At 71.9% G+C, this 16,265-nt stretch carries 20 protein-coding genes; 17 read left to right on the top strand and 3 right to left on the bottom strand.

Annotation, left to right across the window (positions count from 1 at the left end):
* Positions 1-74 precede the first annotated feature (74 nt).
* From ACT54L_RS08035 to ACT54L_RS08015, 5 genes are all read left to right on the top strand, one after another.
* Complete coding sequence (locus tag ACT54L_RS08035) at positions 75-1,247, top strand: phage portal protein (protein ID WP_476085013.1); 1,173 nt, start codon at positions 75-77, stop codon at positions 1,245-1,247.
* Complete coding sequence (locus tag ACT54L_RS08030) at positions 1,244-1,450, top strand: hypothetical protein (protein ID WP_476085012.1); 207 nt, start codon at positions 1,244-1,246, stop codon at positions 1,448-1,450. The genes ACT54L_RS08035 and ACT54L_RS08030 overlap by 4 nt, the downstream gene beginning before the upstream one ends.
* A gap of 67 nt (positions 1,451-1,517) precedes the next feature.
* Positions 1,518-1,706, top strand: coding sequence for a hypothetical protein (locus tag ACT54L_RS08025; protein ID WP_476085011.1), 189 nt, complete (start codon positions 1,518-1,520; stop codon positions 1,704-1,706).
* On the top strand, positions 1,703-2,221 hold the full coding sequence (locus ACT54L_RS08020; RefSeq protein ID WP_476085010.1) for an HK97 family phage prohead protease: 519 nt from the start codon (positions 1,703-1,705) through the stop codon (positions 2,219-2,221). Before ACT54L_RS08025 ends, ACT54L_RS08020 begins: the two co-directional genes overlap by 4 nt.
* A gap of 9 nt (positions 2,222-2,230) precedes the next feature.
* Positions 2,231-3,490 carry a phage major capsid protein gene (locus ACT54L_RS08015; protein WP_476085009.1) on the top strand — a complete coding sequence of 420 codons (1,260 nt, stop codon included), beginning with the start codon at positions 2,231-2,233 and terminating at the stop codon, positions 3,488-3,490.
* A gap of 791 nt (positions 3,491-4,281) precedes the next feature.
* Here the strand turns inward: ACT54L_RS08015 and ACT54L_RS08010 are convergent.
* Complete coding sequence (locus tag ACT54L_RS08010; protein ID WP_476085008.1) at positions 4,282-5,037, bottom strand: S1 family peptidase; 756 nt, start codon at positions 5,035-5,037, stop codon at positions 4,282-4,284.
* Between the two features lie 84 nt (positions 5,038-5,121).
* Here ACT54L_RS08010 and ACT54L_RS08005 point away from each other — a divergent pair, with 84 nt between their 5' ends.
* Genes ACT54L_RS08005 through ACT54L_RS07970 form a run of 8 tightly spaced genes read left to right on the top strand, consistent with a single transcriptional unit; the run spans position 5,122 to position 8,368 of the window.
* Complete coding sequence (locus ACT54L_RS08005; protein ID WP_476085007.1) at positions 5,122-5,682, top strand: head-tail connector protein; 561 nt, start codon at positions 5,122-5,124, stop codon at positions 5,680-5,682.
* Positions 5,679-6,002, top strand: coding sequence for a head-tail adaptor protein (locus ACT54L_RS08000; protein ID WP_476085006.1), 324 nt, complete (start codon positions 5,679-5,681; stop codon positions 6,000-6,002). The genes ACT54L_RS08005 and ACT54L_RS08000 overlap by 4 nt, the downstream gene beginning before the upstream one ends.
* Positions 5,999-6,280, top strand: a complete 282-nt coding sequence (locus tag ACT54L_RS07995) for a hypothetical protein (RefSeq protein ID WP_476085005.1) — start codon at positions 5,999-6,001, stop codon at positions 6,278-6,280. Before ACT54L_RS08000 ends, ACT54L_RS07995 begins: the two co-directional genes overlap by 4 nt.
* Positions 6,277-6,702: a DUF3168 domain-containing protein gene (locus tag ACT54L_RS07990; RefSeq protein WP_476085004.1), complete on the top strand. Its 426-nt coding sequence runs from the start codon at positions 6,277-6,279 to the stop codon at positions 6,700-6,702. Before ACT54L_RS07995 ends, ACT54L_RS07990 begins: the two co-directional genes overlap by 4 nt.
* Positions 6,703-6,724: 22 nt before the next feature.
* Positions 6,725-7,132, top strand: coding sequence for a phage major tail protein, TP901-1 family (locus ACT54L_RS07985; protein ID WP_476085003.1), 408 nt, complete (start codon positions 6,725-6,727; stop codon positions 7,130-7,132).
* A gap of 14 nt (positions 7,133-7,146) precedes the next feature.
* Entirely contained in the window at positions 7,147-7,503 is a 357-nt protein-coding gene (locus ACT54L_RS07980) for a gene transfer agent family protein (protein ID WP_476085002.1), read from the top strand.
* The gene (locus ACT54L_RS07975; RefSeq protein ID WP_476085001.1) at positions 7,500-7,700 is read left to right on the top strand and encodes a rcc01693 family protein; all 201 of its coding nucleotides are present in this window, start codon (positions 7,500-7,502) and stop codon (positions 7,698-7,700) included. The genes ACT54L_RS07980 and ACT54L_RS07975 overlap by 4 nt, the downstream gene beginning before the upstream one ends.
* 14 nt (positions 7,701-7,714) lie before the next feature.
* On the top strand, positions 7,715-8,368 hold the full coding sequence (locus ACT54L_RS07970; RefSeq protein ID WP_476085000.1) for a phage tail tape measure protein: 654 nt from the start codon (positions 7,715-7,717) through the stop codon (positions 8,366-8,368).
* Between the two features lie 4 nt (positions 8,369-8,372).
* Here the strand turns inward: ACT54L_RS07970 and ACT54L_RS07965 are convergent, their stop codons facing one another.
* Entirely contained in the window at positions 8,373-8,780 is a 408-nt protein-coding gene (locus ACT54L_RS07965) for a porin (protein WP_476084999.1), read from the bottom strand.
* Positions 8,781-9,238: 458 nt separating this feature from the next.
* On the bottom strand, positions 9,239-10,198 hold the full coding sequence (locus tag ACT54L_RS07960; RefSeq protein WP_476084998.1) for a hypothetical protein: 960 nt from the start codon (positions 10,196-10,198) through the stop codon (positions 9,239-9,241).
* A gap of 107 nt (positions 10,199-10,305) precedes the next feature.
* Between ACT54L_RS07960 and ACT54L_RS07955 the strand changes: the two genes are divergently transcribed.
* From ACT54L_RS07955 to ACT54L_RS07940, 4 genes are read left to right on the top strand one after another with little or no spacing between them, the layout of a single operon-like run.
* Positions 10,306-10,944, top strand: a complete 639-nt coding sequence (locus ACT54L_RS07955) for a phage distal tail protein, Rcc01695 family (RefSeq protein ID WP_476084997.1) — start codon at positions 10,306-10,308, stop codon at positions 10,942-10,944.
* Between the two features lie 28 nt (positions 10,945-10,972).
* Entirely contained in the window at positions 10,973-11,863 is an 891-nt protein-coding gene (locus ACT54L_RS07950) for a DUF2163 domain-containing protein (RefSeq protein WP_476084996.1), read from the top strand.
* Complete coding sequence (locus tag ACT54L_RS07945; RefSeq protein ID WP_476084995.1) at positions 11,860-12,297, top strand: NlpC/P60 family protein; 438 nt, start codon at positions 11,860-11,862, stop codon at positions 12,295-12,297. The genes ACT54L_RS07950 and ACT54L_RS07945 overlap by 4 nt, the downstream gene beginning before the upstream one ends.
* A 29-nt stretch (positions 12,298-12,326) precedes the next feature.
* Entirely contained in the window at positions 12,327-16,232 is a 3,906-nt protein-coding gene (locus ACT54L_RS07940) for a baseplate multidomain protein megatron (RefSeq protein WP_476084994.1), read from the top strand.
* Positions 16,233-16,265 lie beyond the last annotated feature (33 nt).

Here is a 16,265-nt window from a genome sequence, read left to right as displayed (position 1 = left end):
TGAGACCGCATCCAACACCGCCGCCGCAGGGCGCGCGCGTCCTGCCACATCGATTGCCCCCTTGGGAGACCGCCATGTTCCGCACCCTTCTCGCGCCCTTCCGGCCCCGTCCGCCGCAGGTGAAGGCGAGCCGGACCGCCGCGCTGGTGGCGCTGTTCGGCCACGGCCAGGCGCGCTGGACGCCGCGTGACTATGCCGGCCTTGCCCGCGAGGGCTATGCCCGCAATGCCATCGCCCACCGCGCCGTGCGCCTCGTGGCCGAGGCGGCGGGCTCGGTGCCGTTCGTGCTGATGGAAGAGGGGCGCGAGCTGGACCGCCATCCGCTCCTGGCGCTGCTCGCCAATCCCAATCCGCGCCTTCGGGGGGCGGACCTGGTGGAGGCGGTGTGCGGCCACCTCCTGGTGGCCGGCAATGCCTATCTGGAGCTGGTCTGCGTCGACGGATTGCCCCGCGAAATCCACATCCTGCGGCCCGACCGGGTGAAGGTGGTGCCCGGCTCCGATGGCTGGCCGGAAGCCTTCGACTATGTGCTGGACGGGCGCACCTTGCGCATTGCCCAGGAGGGGATGGAGACGCAAGGCGGCACCGCCTTGCCCATCCTCCACATCGCCGCCTTCAACCCGCTGGATGACCATTACGGCTTTGCTCCGCTGGAGGCCGCCGCCCGCGCGCTGGACCTGCACAATGCCTCCGCCGCCTGGAACAAGGCCCTCCTCGACAATGCCGCCCGGCCCTCCGGCGCGCTCGTCTATGGCGGGGCGGGCAGCTTGAGCGAGGACCAGTTCCAGCGCCTGAAGGAGGAATTGGAGGCGAGCTTCCAGGGCGCCGCCAATGCCGGCCGGCCGCTGCTGTTGGAAGGCGGGCTCGACTGGAAGCCGCTCGGCCTCAGCCCCAAGGACATGGATTTCGAGGCCGCCCGCGCCAATGCGGCGCGCGAGATCGCGCTGGCGGTGGGCGTGCCGCCCATGCTGCTGGGCCTGCCCGGCGACAACACCTTCGCCAATTATGCCGAGGCCAACCGCGCCTTGTGGCGGCTCACCGTGCTGCCCATGGTCCGGCGCATCGGTGCGGCCTTATCCGCCTGGCTGGCGCCGGCCTATGGCGGGAACCTCGCCCTCGTGCCGGACCTCGACCAGGTGGAGGCGCTCTCCACGGAGCGCTCGGACCTCTGGGCGCGGGTGGGCGCCGCCGCCTTCCTCACCGAGGACGAGAAGCGGGCCGCCGTGGGCTATGGGCCGCATCCATGAACCCGGCGGCGGGCCTGCCCATGGACGCCCTTCTGCGCGCCTTTGCCGAGCGGGGCGATCTGGCCCATCTCGCCCTGCTTCTGTGGGCCGGCAGCGCCACCTTGGTGGCGGTGCGCGCGCTTTCTGCCCTCTCCCGCGCCACCGAGCGCCTTGATGCCTTCGTGCGGGAGCTGGCCCGCTTCAACGCCCGCAATGACGGGTGAGCTTTGCGCGCGCGCCCACTGAGCCCGCGCCCCTTTCGCCTTCCATCCTCCCTCGGAGACATTCGGCATGCGTGCCCCCTTCCAGAAGGCGCCCGCGCCGCGCATTCGCGCGCTCGGGCCCACCCTTCGCCGTGCCCAGGCGCCAGCCCCGGCACCGGCGCCGGGCGGTGTGTTCCGCGATTTCGTCGCCACTTTGGAGCGCCTGGAGCGCGGCAAGCGCCGCAAGCCCGGCACGGGCGGAAAGGACCCCGCATGAGCCTCGCCCGCACCTTGCGCCCGCCCCTTCGGCGGGCGGTCGAGGCGGATGCGGAGGGCTGGATCGAGGGCTATGCCTGCCTGTTCGACCGGGTGGATCTCGGCCGCGACAGCATCGCCCCCGGCGCCTTCGCCCGTTCGCTCGAAACCCGCGGCGCGGCCGGCGTGCGGCTGCTCTACCAGCACGATCCCGCCGAGCCCATCGGCGTGTGGACGGACATCGCGGAGGACGAGTTTGGCCTTTATGTGCGTGGCCGCCTCGCCCTCGATGTGCGGCGCGGGCGGGAGGTGATGAACCTTGCCCGCGTCGGCGCGCTGGATGGCTTGTCCATCGGCTTCAAGGCCGCCTCCGCCCGCACCGATCCACGCAGCCGCGTGCGCCGCATCGCCCGCATCGATCTGTGGGAGGTGTCCGTCGTGACCTTCCCCATGCAGCCCCAGGCCCGCTTCGCCCTGGCGATGCCGGCTGCCTTTCCTGCCTCGCGTCCCGCCGGGGCGGCTCGCCTTCAACCCTGAGGATTGTCCATGACCCATCCCTTTGCCGCCCCCGAGACCAAGGTGACGAGCCCCGGCGCCTTTTCCGAGCATGAGGACCTGATGGTGGCCTTCGACACCTATCGCGCCGCCAATGACCAGCGCCTCGCCGAGATCGAGCGGCGCGGCGCGCCCGACGTGCTGCTGGAGGAGAAGCTGGCGCGCCTCGACGCCGCCCTCGACGCCCAGAAGGCCCGGCTCGATGCCCTCGCCACCAAGGCCGCCCGCCCCGGCCTTGGCGCGCCCAGTCGCGCGCTGGCGGCGGATGCCCATGCCGGCGCCTTCGAGACCTATGTGCGCCATGGCGAGGCGGCCGGCCTCAAGGTGCTGGAAGCCAAGGCCATGGAAGGCAAGGCCATGACCGCCGGCTCGGGCGCCGATGGCGGCTATCTGGTGCCCACCGAGACCGAGCATGAGATCGGCCGGCGCCTGTCTTTGCTCTCGCCCATCCGGGCGCTCGCCACCGTCATCACCATTGGCGGGGGCACCTACAAGAAGCCGTTCATGAAGACCGGCCCCGCCGCCGGCTGGGCCGCCGAGACCGCTGCCCGGCCGCAGACCGACAGCCCGGTCCTGGCGGAACTCTCCTTCCCCGCCATGGAGCTCTATGCCCAGCCCGCCGCCACCCAGCCGCTGCTGGATGACGCGGCGGTGGACCTGGAGGCCTGGATCGCCGGGGAGGTGGACATCGCCTTCGCCGACCAGGAGAGCGCCGCCTTCGTCTCAGGCGACGGGGTGGCCAAGCCCAAGGGGTTCCTGGCCTACACCAAGGCCGCCGAGAGCGCCTGGGCCTGGGACAAGGTGGGCTATGTGGCCACCGGCGCCGCCGGCGCGTTTTCCGCCACCAATGCCTCCGATGCGCTGGTGGACCTCGTCTATGCGCTGAAGGGCGGCTACCGGCAAAATGCCAGCTTCGTCATGAACCGCCGCACCCAGGCGATGGTGCGCAAGCTGAAGGACGAGAACGGCACATACCTCTGGACCCCGCCGGCCGTGGCCGGGCAGGGGGCGAGCCTGCTGGGCTTTCCCATCGCCGAATGCGAGGAGATGCCGGACATCGCGGACGGCGCCTTCCCCATCGCCTTCGGCGATTTCCGCCGCTTCTATCTGGTGGTGGACCGGGCCGGGGTGCGGGTGCTGCGCGATCCCTATTCCGCCAAGCCCTATGTGCTGTTCTACACCACCAAGCGGGTGGGCGGCGGTATCCAGGACTTCGACGCCGCCAAGCTGCTGAAGTTCGCGGTGAGCTGAGGCCGCGAGCGCTCCGACACGGTCGCCCTTCGCCCCCTCCCTGGCCCTCCCCCGCTCGCGCGGGAGAGGGAAACGCGCCTGGCGTGGGGAGGGGCGGTGGGGGGGCGGAGGGGATGGTCCCGATGAGAGACCGGCCCCGCCCGCGCGCCCTCGCTCCCTCTCCCACCACGTGGGGGAGGGCTGGGGAGGGGGCCGGCCGGGCAAAGCCGAACGTCTCCGGTCATGCGGGCATCGCCGCGCTTGAATGCTCCTGCATCTGGCCCGGCGCTGTCGCCCTTTGCCCCCTCCCTGGCCCTCCCCCGCTCGCGCGGGAGAGGGAAACGCACGTGGCGTGGGGAGGGTCGGTGGGGGTGGAGGGGATGGTCCCCATGAGGGAGGCGCTCCGCCCCGCCCGCGCGCCTTCGCTCCCTCTCCCACGCGAGCGGGGGAGGGCTGGGGAGGGGGCCGGCCGGGCAAAGCGGAACGTCTCCGGTCATGCGGCCATCGCTGCGCTTGAATGCTTCAGCTTATGGCCCCCTTCCTCGCTGCCCTTTGCCCCCTCCCTGCCCCTCCCCCGCGCGCGCGGGGGAGGGAAGCGCGCCTGGCGTGGGGAGGGTCGGTGGGGGGCCGAGGGGATGGTCCCGATGAGGGAGGCGGACCCGCCCCGCCCACGCGCCCAAAACTCCCTCTCCCACGAAAGTGGGGGAGGGGTGGGGAGGGGGAAAAGGGGAGGGTGACGCGGGGACGACTGGGCGGGGGCAGGCTGGGAACGGGGCGGAGCAGGACTGCACCTGAAACCGGGACGGTCTCCTCTACTCCCCCAGCGGCCGCCCGAGCTTGGCCGCCGCCGAACGGATCCAGTCCGAGAACAGCCCCACCAAGGTGATGCCGGTGACGCCGCCGCAGCCGCGCGCGCCGCCGGCGGCCGTGACCCAGCTCACCACGCCGGCCACCGTGCCGTCCGCGAAGGCGGGGCCGCCGCTGTCGCCGGTGCAGGCGCCCGCCGCCCCTTCGGAGGGCGAGAGGCGCGCCATGATGCCGCCCGTGGTGCCGATGGAGGGGAGCGACACCGCACGCAACGTGCCGGCGGTCTTCTCCGCCCCGTCGGCGCTCATGCCATAGCCGGCGAGGAGAAACACCGTGCCCTTCGCCGGCAGGCCGGAGGTGGAGAGCCGCGCCGGGCGGAAGCTCGCCGGGAGGTTTTCCGCGAGGCGGATGACCGCCAGGTCCGGTGTGGGCCGGCGGGTGCGGAACTGGTCGTCCGCGAAAGAGGGATGCACCACGATCCCGGTGACGGGAATGAGCCGGGGCGCCCCGCCCCCCAGGAGCGCCACCGCATAGTCCGCCGCCGGCTTCACGCAATGGGCGGCCGTGAGCACCAGGTCCGGCGCCAGCGCCGTGCCAGTGCAAGAGGCGCCGCGCGTCGAGACGATGAGCACCGTGCGGGCCGCCACCTCGGCCGGCGCCGGCCCCCCGCCCACGATGGCGAAAGCGGGACCCGCGCCGAGCGCGAGGGCGAAGGCCGCAGCGCCGAGGGCGCGGGCGCGGAGGAAGGAAAGGGCCGTCATCGGCCGCTTTCTGGCCCTCCCGCGCCGCGCCGTCAATTCCATCGCCGGAGGCCGCGTGCGTCCGGCTTCCTCCCGGAGGTTTCCGTGCCCGAATGCCTGACCGGCCCCGCCGCCGAGCCGCTGACCCTTGCCGATGCCAAGGCCTTCCTGCGCATCGACCATACGGCCGAGGATACTCTGCTGGCCGCCCTCATCACCGCCGCCCGACAGGCCATCGAGAGCGCCAGCGGGCGCATTCTCTTGACCCAGACCTGGCGGGTGACGCGCGATGCCTGGCCGGTGAGCGGCCTCATCCTCGCCCCGCTCGCTCCGGTGCGCGCGGTGCTCGCCGCCCGCGTCTTCTCGGGCACCGCCTTCGCGACATTGCCGCTCGATCTCTTCACCCTGCGGCGGGACCGCGCGCCGGCTGTGATCGGCTTTGATCCCGCCCGTGCGCCGCGCCCCACGCGGGCGCTCGGCGGCATCGAGCTGGACCTGACGCTCGGCTATGGCGCAACGCCCGCCGAGGTGCCGGCGGACCTGATCCAGGCCGTGCGCCTGCTCACCGCAAACCTCTATGAGAACCGCGACGGCACCACCGGCGCCGGCCGCCTGCCCGAGCCGGTGGAGGCGCTGCTGCGGCCCTATCGCCTGGTGCGGCTGTGACCGCTCCCGGCGCCCTGCGCCACCGCTTCGCCCACCAGACCGGCGTCGACCTGCCGGATGGCATGGGCGGCATCTCGCGCACCTATCTGACCATCGACCAGCTGTGGGGCGCGCTGGAGACGCTCTCGGCCGAGGGCGATTTCTCAGTCGAGAAACGGGTGGGCGTGCTCGCCCATCGCATCACCGTGCGGGCGCCCAACACCCTCCAGCCCGGCGACCGGCTGGTGCTGGGGGCGCGCATCTTCGCTGTCGAGGCGGTGAGCGATCCCGACAATCGGGGCCGTTTCAGCCGCTGCCGCTGCCGGGAGGACCAGCCATGAGGATCACCGCCACGGTTTCCGGCGGCACGGCGCTCGCCGCCCGGCTTGCTGGCGCGCTGGAAGCCCCGCTCGCCCGTCGCGCGCGCCTTCAGGCGGGGGCGGCCCTGGCTGAGCGCATCGCCCAGGCGGGAGTCGCGCCGCTGGTCGAGGAACAAGGCGACCGGGTGCTGGTGGGGTCCGACGATCCCGCCGCCATCGCCCGCGAGACCGGCACGCTCAACACCCCGCCGACGCCCTGGCTGCTGCCGGCGGCGGCGGAGGTGAGGGCTCGGCGATGAGCACCGCTCCCGCTCCCATGCAGGCGGCCCTCGCCTTGCGCGCGGCGCTTCATGCGCGCCTCGCATCCGATGCCGCCCTCGTTTCGGCGCTGGGTGGCGCGCGCATCCATGACGCGCCGCCCGCCACGGCCGCCTTTCCGTTCGTGACCTTGGGCGAGGCGGTGGTCTCCGACTGGTCCACCGCCACCGAGGCGGGCAGCGAGCAGATGCTGACCCTGCACATCTGGTCCCGCGCCGCCGGCCGGGCGGAAGCCCATGCGCTGGCGGGCCTTGTGCAGCAGGCGCTGCATGATGCCCCCCTCAGTCTTTCCGGCCATCGCCTCGCCAATCTGCGTGCCACCAGCGCCGAGATCAGGCGCGAGGAAGAGGGCCGTACCTTCCATGCCTTGGTGCGGTTCCGCGCCGTCACCGAGGCCGTCTGACACCCACCAAGAGGAGGCCGCCATGGCCGCGCAGAAGGGCAAGGACCTGCTGCTGAAAATCCATGATGGAACCGCGTTCGCCACCGTGGCGGGGCTGCGGTCGCGAACGCTGGCCTTCAACGCCCAGAGCGTGGATGTGACCAACGCCGAATCCGCCGGCCAGTGGCGCGAATTGCTGGGCGGGGCGGCGGTGAAGCGCGCCTCCATCTCCGGCTCCGGCGTGTTCAAGGACGCCGCCTCCGATGCCCTGGTGCGCGCCGCCTTCTTCGATGGGGCGCTGAAGACCTGCCAGGTGGTGATCCCCGATTTTGGTACCGTGGCCGGCGCGTTCCAGGTGACCGCCCTGGAGATCGCCGCCACCCATGATCGCGAGGTGACGTTCGACCTGACGCTGGAAAGCGCGGGCGAACTCACCTTCACCGCCCTCTGAGCGGGGAGGGGCCCATGGCCAATCCCCGGCGCGGCGAGGTGGAGGCGCTCATCGATGGGCGCCCGCGCATTCTCGTCCTCACCTTGGGTGCCCTCGCGGAGCTGGAAGCTGCCTTCGGCGCGGAGGACCTTATCGCGCTGGCCGAGCGGCTGGAGCGCGGACGGCTCTCGGCCCGCGAGGCCATGGTGATCCTCGCCGCCGGCCTTTCCGGGGCGGGCACGCCGACGCGGCCGGACGAGGTGGCGGGCCTGCGCTTTGAGGGCGGGGCGGTGGGCGCGGCGCGGCTCGTGGGCGCGCTTCTCGCCGCCACCTTCGGAACGGCGGGGGAGGGGAGCGGCCCGCCGGGCCCTCCGGCGCCGCAGGAGGCGTGAGGGCGCCCGCGCGGCCCTTCCCCTGGGAGGCGGCCATGGCCGCCGGCCTCGGCCTCCTGCGGCTCGCCCCCGATGCCTTCTGGCGGATGACCCCGCGCGAGCTGGCGGCGGCCGTGGGGCCGTTCGCGCCCGCCGCTTCCGCCCTCGACCGCGCCGGCTTCGAGGATCTCCTGCGCCGTTTTCCCGACACCCGCTGAAGAAGGAGTTTCCCATGGCCGAGCTGGACGCCCCTATTGACACCGTCGCGGTGGCCATCACCGCCGACACCCGCGCCTTTCGCGCCGAACTCACCGACACCGAGCGCACCACGCGAAGCTTCGCCTCCACACTTGCCGATGCCTTCACCGCCGTGGCCGTGAAGGGCAAGGATGTGGGCGATGTGATCGGCATGGTCGGCCAGCGCCTCTCCAGCCTCGCCCTCAACGCCGCCCTGAAGCCGCTGGAGCAAAGCGTCGGCAGCGTGCTGGAGGGGCTCTTGTCCGGCACCGCCTTTGCGCGGGGCGGGGTGCTCTCGGGCGGCGGCGCGGGCGTCCAGGTGCGGCCCTTTGCGTACGGCGGGGTGCTGGCGGGAGAGGCGGGCGCCGTGCAGGTGCGCCCCTTCGCCCAAGGGGGCGTGGTGGCCGCGCCCACCTATTTCCCAATGGCCGGCGGGCTCGGCCTCATGGGCGAGCGGGGCGCTGAGGCCATCCTGCCTCTGGCGCGCGGCGCCGATGGCCGGCTCGGCGTGCGCACCGACGGCGGCGGGAGCGCCACCTCCGTGGTGGTGAATGTGACGACCCCCGATCCCGGCGCGTTCCGCCGCTCCGATGCCTATCTGTCGGGCCTGGTGGCGCGGGCGGTGGCGCGGGGGCAGCGGGGGGCGTGAGCCGTCAGCGCGCGTTCTTCCAGGCGTCGGAACTGGACGCGCTGGACGTGCCCATGTCCGTATTGTTGTTGCCCGGATTGGGCGCATTGCCGAGCGCATGGCCGGTGCCGGCATCAAGGCGCAGCGTCATGCCCATGCGCACGCAGGTGTCGGTGCCCGGCTGGAGCTTGAAGTCCGGCCCGAACTGGGAGCAGGACTTCATCTTCGTGCCCGAGCCGCTGGCGCTGCCCGCGCCGGTGGTGGCTCCGGTCTTCGCGCTCCCGCTGGGGGCGGGGGAATCAAGGGTCAGCGTCGACAAGGGCACGGGCGTCGTCGTCTGCCCATAGGCCAGGGCAGGCGCCATCAGGCTCGCCGCGAGGGCAAGGCGGGCGAGGCTGGCAAGGCTCAAGGTCCGCATCGGGCCGGTCGTCATGGGCACGCTCCACCGCGCGGGCGCGCGCTCCGCTCCCGCCACCGGGCAGGACCATCGGAGCGCATGTTCCGCGCCTCACCCGCCGCCCGCTTCGCGCGACAGGGACATCCGCGCGCGACCGGCCTTGGGCCATCGGGCCGCACGATAGTGGAAGCCCCGCACCGCGCAAAGCCCGTCGCCGGATCTCCGGGCCTGACCGGTTTTCTGCAGGGCGCGCGCAGCACCCCACCCCGGCGAAGCCGGTCGGCCCATACGACCAGCCGACGAGCTTCTGGCCCGCGGACCGATGAACCCGGCAGGTCAGAAGCCGGCAGGTCAGAAGCCGGCAGGTCAGAAGCCGGCAAGTCAGAAGCCGGCAAGTCAGAAGCCGGCAAGTTAGAACCGGTCACGTCAGAACCAGGCACATCCTATCGCTTGCGCGCGGGACATGCCCGGTCCGCATTCTCCGCCGCGCGGCGTTACGAGGCCTTGGGGGCCTTCGGCTTCGCCGCCTTGGCGGCGGGTTTGGCGGCGGCTTTCGCAGCCGGTTTCGCCGCTGCCTTGGCGGGGGCCTTTGCCGGTACTTTGGCCGGCATCTTGGCGGGGGCGGGCGCGGCCTCGGCGGGCTTGGCGTCAGCCTTGGCCGTGTCAGCTTTCGCAGCGGCCTTGGGTGCGGCGGGCTTCGATGCCGCGGGTTTGGCCGTCTTGGGAGCCGCCGCCTTGGGAGCCGCCGGAGCGGCGGTCTTCGTTGCGGTCGCCTTCGGGGTCGCCGCCTTCGGAGCTGCGGCCTTCGCTGCCGGAGCCGCCTTGGCCGGTGCACTCTTGGCGGGCGAAGTCTTGGCGGGCGACGTCTTGGCAGGTGACGTCTTGGCGGCGGCCTTGGCCGCCGGTGCGGCGGGCTCCGCTGCCTTCGGCTCGGCCTTTGCGGCGGATTTCGCCGGCGCCTTTTTCGCCGGGGCCTTTTCAGCGGGGGCCTTTGCTGCCGGGGCTTTGGCTGCCGCCTTCGGCGCCTCGGCCTTTTCCGCCGCCGGCTTTGCGGCCGGCTTTGCTGCGGGCTTTGCTTCGGGGGCCTTGGCCGCCGCAAGCTTGGTGGCCGCCGCCTTGATGGCAGCGGTCTTGGTGGGCGCGGCCGCCTCGGGCGTCTGTGCGGCGGCCGGCTTCGCGGAAGCTGATTTGGCGGGTGTCGATTTGGCGGGCTTTGCCGCGCTCGCCTTGGCGGCCACGGGTGCCGCCGGGGGCGGAGCGGCTGGGGCCTTGGTTGCTGGCGCCTTTTTGGCTGGTGCCTTGGCGGCCGGCTTCTTCGCGGCCGGGGCTGCCACCGGTGCCGCCGGGGGAGGAGCTTCGGCCTTGGGGGCGTCTACCGTCTTCGCCTTCGCAGACTTTGCCGGCGCCTTTGTCGGCGCCTTCGCTGCGGGCGTCTTTGCGGGTTTCGTGGCCATGCTCTGGCTCCACCTTCGACAAGGATGAGAAAGTCAAGGCGCACGCGAAAACTATGTCAAGCCGCCCAATATTGGAAACGCGCCAGATTTCGCAGGAATGAAACGCTATGCCCACCTTTCATGAGGTTTTGTTCCCTCTCGATGTGGCATTGGGCGCCTCGGGAGGCCCTGAGCGGGCCACGGAGATCGTCGCAACCGCCACCGGACGGGAGGAACGCAACACGCGGCGTGCTGATTCGCGGCGGCGTTTCGATGCCGGCACGGGCGTGAAAACCTTCGCCGCCTTGCACGAGGTCCTCGTCTTCTTCGAGGAGCGGCGCGGGCGCCTCCACGGCTTCCGCTGGCGCGACCGGCTCGACCATTCCTCCGCCCCGCCCGGCATCCCGATCGCGCCCGGCGACCAGACGCTCGGCACCGGCGATGGCGCGACCCGCGTGTTCCAGCTCGCCAAGACCTATGGTGCGCTCCATGCCCCCTATGCGCGGGCCATTGCCAAACCCGTCGCGGGCTCGGTGCGGGTGGCGGTGGCGGGGGTGGAAAAGGCGGCCGCCACCTTCGCCTGCGATGTGGCGACGGGCCTCGTCACCTTCCTGCCTGGCCATGCCCCGCCGCCTGGGGCGCGGGTGAGCGCGGGCTTCCTCTTCGACGTGCCCGTGCGCTTCGACACCGACTTCCTGGAGGTGGATCTGAGCGCGTTTGCCGCCGGTGCCATCCCGCGCATTCCGGTGGTGGAAATCCGTCCCTGATCCGCCCCTTCTCCCTCATGGAGCCCCCATGCGAAACGTCCCGTCCGCGCTCGCCGCGCAGCTGTCCGGCGGCGTCACCACCCTGTGCCACGGCTGGCGCGTGACGCGCCGCGATGGCCTTCAGCTCGGCTTCACCGACCACGACCGCGATCTTGAAATCGACGGCCTCGCCTTCCTCGCAGCCTCCGGGGTCGCGGGGTCGGAAAGCGTGTCAACGCAAGGGCTTGCGGTGAGCGGGGCGGAGGTGTCGGGCGCGCTGAGCGCCGCCACGCTCACCGAGGCGGATCTCGCCGCCGGACGGTTTGATGGGGCTGAGGTGGACCATCTCCTCATCGACTGGTCGGCGCCGGAAAACCACGTGCTGCTGCGCCGTGCGATCCTCGGCGAGGTGCGGCGCGAGGGCGGCGCCTTCACCGCCGAATTGCGCGCCCTGACCGACGCGCTGAACCAGACCCGCGGCCGCCTGTTCGGCGCCCTGTGCGACGCCGATCTCGGCGATGCCCGCTGCGGGGTCGATCTCACCGCGCCGGCCCATCATGCGCAGGTGAATGTGGTGGCCGTGGAGGGGCCGCTGCGGCTCGTGGTGTCCGGCCTGTCCGGTCATGATGAAGGCGCCTTCTCCCATGGCCGCCTCGCCTTTTCCGCCGGTCCCAATGCGGGCGTGTCCATCGAGGTGCGCAGCCATTTGCGGGAGAGCGGCACCGACATTCTGGAGCTGTGGCAGCGCCCGCCGGAAACGGTGATGGCGGGCGACGCAGCACAGGTCACCGCCGGCTGCGACAAGCGCTTTTCCACCTGCCGCGCGCGGTTCGCCAACGGGGTGAATTTTCGCGGCCATCCGCACATGCCGGGCAATGACTTCCTGCTCACCATCGCCGTGCCGGGCGAGGGCGGTTATGACGGCGGGGGCCTGTCATGAGCGCGAATGATCTGCGCGCGCGCATCCTCGCCGAGGCGCGGGACTGGATCGGCACGCCCTATCTGCACCGCGCCTCAGTGCGCGGCTCCGGTGCTGATTGCTTGGGGCTGGTGCGCGGTGTCTGGCGGGCCGTGGTGGGCGATGAGCCCGCGCCCCTTCCCCCTTATGCACCCGACTGGGCGGAGGCGGGACGGCGGGAGACGCTGCGCGACACCGCGCGGCGGCATCTGGTGGAAGTGGAGATTGCGGCGGCGCAGCCTGGCGACGTGCTGCTCTTCCGCTTCCGGCCCCATCTGCCGGCCAAGCACGCGGCGATCCTCAGCGCCCCCCATCGCATGATCCACGCCTATGACGGCGTCGCCGTCTGCGAGACCCATCTGACCCCCTGGTGGCGCCGGCACCTGGCCGCCGCCTTCGCCTTTCCCGGCGCCTGAGCGCCTGTCCTGACGCGGAGAAATGACCCATGGCGACGCTGCTTCTCGGCGGTGCGGGCGGGCTCGTGGGCGGCGCCCTGTTCGGTCCGCTCGGCGCCATTGCGGGCCGGGCGCTGGGGGCGCTCGGGGGCGCGGTGGCGGATGCGGCGCTGACCGGCGGCGGACGCAGTCAGGTGGTGCAGGGCGCGCGGCTGTCCGACCTCGATGTGATGACCTCCAATGCCGGCGCGCCCATCCCGCGCATCTATGGGCGCGTGCGGGTGGCCGGGCAGGTCATCTGGGGCACGCGGCTCGAAGAGGTGGTGTCCACCCAGGTGCAGTCGGCCGGCGGAAAAAGCGCCCGCACCTCCACGCGCACCACCACCCTTTCCTACTCCTACTTCGCCAATTTCGCCGTCGCTTTGTGCGAGGGGCCGGTGACGCGCATCGGCCGCATCTGGGCCGATGGCAAGCCGCTGGACGCCACCGCCTATGTGATCCGCGCCTATCTGGGGAGCGAGGACCAGCTCCCCGATCCCTGGATCGAGGCCAAGGAAGGATCTGGCATGGCGCCGGCCTATCGGGGGCTGGCCTATCTGGTGTTCGAGCGCATGCCGCTCGCCAAATTCGGCAATCGCCTGCCGCAGATCGCGGTGGAGGTGGAGCGCGCCGTGGGCCGGCTGGAACGACACCTGAAGGCGATGACGCTGATCCCCGGTTCCACCGAATTCGGCTATGAGCCCGGCGAGGTGCGGCGTGTCTACGGGCCCGGCTCCTATGATGCGGAAAACCGCCATGTGGCCACCGCGCGCTCGGACTTTGCCGCCTCGCTCGATCATCTCCAGGCCCTCTGCCCGAGCCTGGAGCGCGTCTCGCTGGTGGTGGCGTGGTTCGGCGATGATTTGCGGGCGGGCACCTGCACGGTGCGCCCCAAGGTGGAGCGGCTGGACAAGTCCACCTGGCCCAATGCCTGGATGGTCAACGGCCTGCCGCGTTTGCTGGCGAGCGCGGCCAGCCGGCACGAGGGCGTGGCGGCCTATGGCGGCACGCCTTCGGACAGCTCCGTGCTGCACGCCATCGCGGACCTCAAGGCGCGCGGCCTGAAGGTGACGCTCAACCCCTTCGTGATGATGGACATTCCCGCCGGCAATGGGCGCCCCGATCCCTGGACGGGCGCGTCCGACCAGCCCGCTTATCCCTGGCGCGGCCGCATCACCTGCGATTCCGCGCCCGGGCGCTCCGGCAGCGCGGATGGCACGGCGAGCGCGCGCACGCAGGTGGCCCATCTGTTCGGCAGCGCGGCGCGCACCGATTTCGGCGTCTATGCGGGACAGGTCTATTATTTCGGCCCGGCCGAATGGAGCCTGCGCCGCATGGTGCTGCACTATGCGCACCTCGCGGCGCTGGCGGGGGGCGTGGAAGCCTTCCTCATCGGCTCGGAATTTGCCGCGCTGACGCGGGTGCGGGCGGAGGATGGCAGCTTTCCGGCGGTCGCCGCCTTCGCGGCGCTGGCGGGCGATGTGAAGGCCATTCTGGGCGCCGGCACTAAGGTCTCCTATGCCGCCGACTGGACCGAATATGGCGCCCAGCTCCTGCCCGGCGGCGACCTGCGCTTTCCCTTGGATGGCCTGTGGTCGTCCTCTGCCATCGACTTCGTGGGGCTGGATTATTATCCGCCCCTCTCCGACTGGCGGGCAGGCGCCACCCATCTCGACCGGGCGGTGGCGCGGTCCATCCATGACCCCGCTTACCTGAAGGCCAATCTCAAGGCGGGGGAGGCGTTCGACTGGTTCTATGCGGACGAGGCCGCCCGCAGCGCGCAGGCCCGCACGGCCATCACCGATGCCGCTTATGCCGAGCCGTGGGTCTTCCGGCAAAAGGATCTCTGGTCCTGGTGGTCGAAGGCCCATCACGAGCGCATCGGCGGCGTCCGGTCCACAATTCCCACCGCCTTCGTACCCAACGGTAAGCCCATCCGCCTCATGGAGGCCGGCTGTCCGGCGGTGGACAAGGGCAGCAACCGGCCGAGCGTCTTTCCCGATGCCAAGTCGGCGGAGGGCGGCTATCCGCCCTTCTCCGACCGGCGCCGCGACGACCTGATCCAGCGTCGCGCGCTGGAGGCAGTGCTGTCCACTTTCGACGCCGATTTCGGCGCCGGGGATGCGGACAATCCGCCCCGGCCCGGCGGCGGGCGCATGGTGGAGGAGGGCTGCGTCTTCCTGTGGACCTGGGATGCGCGGCCCTATCCCGAATTTCCCCTCGCCACCGATCTCTGGGCGGATGGCGTCAACTGGCAGACCGGCCATTGGCTCAATGGCCGCCTGGGCACCGCGCCGCTCGCCGACCTGGTGGCGCAGCTCTGCGCCGACCATGGGGCCGGCGAGGTGGAGGCGGACGCCTTGCCCGGCGTGGTGGACGGCTATCTGGTGGACCAGCCCATGTCCGCCCGATCCGCGCTCGAGCCGCTCGGCCGCGCCTTCGGTTTCGATGCGGTGGAGCAGGCGGGCGCCGTCGCCTTCCTGCCGCGCGGCGGGGCGGTGGTGGCCTCCCTCACGGAGGATGATCTGGTGGTGGAGGAGGGCGCCGCGCCGCTCGCCTTGACCCGGGCGCAGGAGAGCGAATTGCCGGTGGAGGTGGGCCTCACCTTCATCGATGGCGCCAGCGACTATCGCACCGCCACGGTCGCCTCCCGCCGCCTGTCGGGGGCGAGCCTGCATGTGGCGCGCACGGAACTGTCCGTGGTGGCGTCCGCCGCGCTCATGGGGCGGGCGGCGGATGTGTGGCTTCAGGATTTGTGGGCGGGGCGGGAGACGGCCACCTTCTCCTTGCCGCCCTCGCGCCTCGCGCTCAGCGCCGGAGACGTGGTGGAGGTGACCTGCGACGGGCGCACGCGCCTCCTGGAGATCACCCGCATCGAGGACCGTGAGACGCGCGCGGTGAGTGCCCGCTCCATCGAGCCGGACCTGTTCGAGGCCTCGCTCCGGGCCGATAGCGGCGGCACCGTGCGCCTGCCCGCCGTGTCGGGCCCGCCGGACCTTCAGCTTCTGGACCTGCCGCTCCTGGAGGCGGCCGATCCCGTGCCGCTCCAGCACCTGGCGGCCTTCGTGTCGCCCTGGCCCGGTGCGCTCGCGGTCTGGCGTTCCTCCGATGGGGCGAGCTTCGAGGCCATCGCCGCGCTCTCCGCGCCCGCCACGCTCGGGCAGGTTCTGGAGGATCTGCCGACGGGGCCCGCCTGGCGCTTCGATCGTTCCTCGCGGCTGTTGGTGGAGCTGAATGGCGGATTGCTCCAGGGGCTTTCGGAAGCGCAGGTGCTGGAGGGCGGCAATCTCCTCGCCCTCATGGCCGAGGGACGGGAGAGCGAGGTGATCCAGTTCACCAACGCCGAGCTGCTGGAAGGTCGCACCTATGCCCTCACCGGCCTCCTGCGCGGGCAGGCGGGCACGGAAGCCGCCGGGGCCGCGGCCTGGCCAGCGGGCACGCGGATCGTGCTGCTCGACCGCACGCTGGCCGTGCTCGCATCGGGGCCTTCCGCCTATGGCCGCAGCTTCATCTATCGCGTCGGCCGGGCCGATCGCGACCATGGCGATGAAGACGTGAGCGAGGTCTCCGGGGCCGTCAGCGGGCGGGCGTTGCGGCCGCTCTCGCCGGTCCATCTCGCCGCGCGCCGCACGGGGGAGGGCCTTCGCCTGACCTGGGTGCGCCGCAGCCGGGTGGACGGGGATTTCGACGCCGCCGACACGCCGCTTGCCGAGGAGGTGGAGGCCTATCGCCTGGACATATTGGACGGCGAAAGCGTGCGGCGCGCGGTGACGGTCTCGACCCCCGAATGGCTCTATCCGGCCGCCAGCGAGGTGGCGGATTTCGGCCGCCCGCTCTCCTCCATCACCTTCCGCGTCGCCCAGGTCTCCGCCGTGCTGGGGCCGGGCGCGCCCGCCCGCGCCACGCGGACCGTGTGAGCGCGGCACCCCTTCTCGAACCCGACGGAGACC

This window comes from Aquabacter sp. DMC10 (assembly GCF_056314145.1).
Note: the sequence above shows the minus strand (reverse complement) of the source record. Positions and strands in the feature narration are given on the sequence as shown.